Annotated in this window: 1 protein-coding gene; it reads left to right on the top strand. The window is 62.4% G+C overall.

The genetic code is table 11. The features are described 5' to 3' along the window. A partial coding sequence (locus ABEH27_RS25685) for an immunoglobulin-like domain-containing protein (protein WP_346616249.1) occupies window positions 1-732 on the top strand: 732 nt, incomplete at both ends.

The raw sequence follows: 732 nt of genomic DNA, 5'->3' as shown, positions 1-732 counted from the left end.
TGGCCGTTAATCCAGCCGAAGCCGTCACCAACGTCAGCGATACCATCGATACCAGCACGGTCACGTTGACCGCTAATGCCTCGGTCATCGAAGGCGGCGTGGTCACTTACACCGCTTCCGTCAGCGCCCCGGTCACCGGCAGCCCGCTGGTGGTAACCCTGGCTAATGGCCAGAGCATCACCATCGGTGTCGGCGAGTCGTCCGGTTCGGTCAACTTCACCGCGCCGAACAACGTCTACAACACCAACGCCCCGCTGACCAACAGCATCACCAAGGTCGAAGGTGGTAACTACGAGCAGCTCGAAACTGCAGGCACGCCGACCACCACGGTCACCGACAGCCCAGCGACCCAAGCCACCACGGACCTGGTGCTGAGTGCCACCGGCGATGTCGCTGAAGGCGGGCAGATCGTCTACACCGCGACCCTGAGCAACCCGGCCGGCACGGCAATGACTGTGACCCTGAGCAACGGAGCGACCATCAACATCGCCGCCGGTCAAACGACTGGCCAAGTGACGGTCGCGGCGCCGGCCGATGACGTCTACAAAGACGCCGGTCAAGTCAAAGCCACCATCACTGGCACCACCGGCGGTGACTTCGAGAATCTGGCGGTCAACCCGGCCGAAGCCGTGACTAACGTCAGCGATACCATCGATACCAGCACGGTCACGTTGACCGCCAATGCCTCAGTCATCGAAGGCGGCGTGGTCACTTACACCGCTTCCGTTAGCG

The sequence above is a fragment of the Pseudomonas sp. P39-UII1 genome, from assembly GCF_039672635.1.
Taxonomy (GTDB): Bacteria; Pseudomonadota; Gammaproteobacteria; order Pseudomonadales; family Pseudomonadaceae; genus Aquipseudomonas.
The sequence above is the reverse complement of the archived record's forward strand: the minus strand, read 5'-3'. Positions and strand labels throughout refer to the sequence as shown.